Raw genomic sequence first — 547 nt, forward strand, 5'->3', positions numbered from 1 at the left:
GCTGCCACAGCGTGTAATCGGCATACTGCACCGCCAACGGCACCCAACCCGGGGCCTGACCGGCGCAGCGGGCGGCATAGGCGATGCCCAGATCCTGTATCAGCGGGGTGATCGACCCGCCATCCGCGGCGATATGATGCGCCACGGCCACCAACACATACTCATCTGCGCCGAGCCGGAAAAGCTGGGCCCGCAACGGGATCTCGACCCCCAGATCAAACCGATACCCCGCCACCGCGGCGATGGCCTCCTCGAGCCGCTCGGGCAGCCAGCCGCTGGCATCGATCACCTGCCAACCGAAATCGGCCTGCCCGGCGGGCACTACAACCTGGTGGGGGATTCCGTCGACCGCGGGGAAGACGGTGCGCAGGCTTTCATGGCGGCCCACCACATCACCCAGGGCCACCCCCAACGCATCGGTATCCAAGGGGCCCTGCAGGCGCAGCGCGACGGGCATGTTGTAAACCGGCGACGGGCCCAACAACTGATCGATAAACCACAACCGCGACTGGGCAAACGACAACGGCACCCGCCCCGGACGTTGTTG

At 66.7% G+C, this 547-nt stretch carries 1 protein-coding gene; it reads right to left on the reverse strand.

Going from position 1 to position 547, the window contains the following annotated elements; genetic code table 11:
• The coding region (locus A5781_RS00855; protein ID WP_156624278.1) for a condensation domain-containing protein at positions 1–547 on the reverse strand (547 nt) is incomplete at both ends.

It is taken from the genome of Mycobacterium sp. 852002-30065_SCH5024008, from assembly GCF_001665645.1.
GTDB lineage: Bacteria > Actinomycetota > Actinomycetes > Mycobacteriales > Mycobacteriaceae > Mycobacterium > Mycobacterium paraffinicum.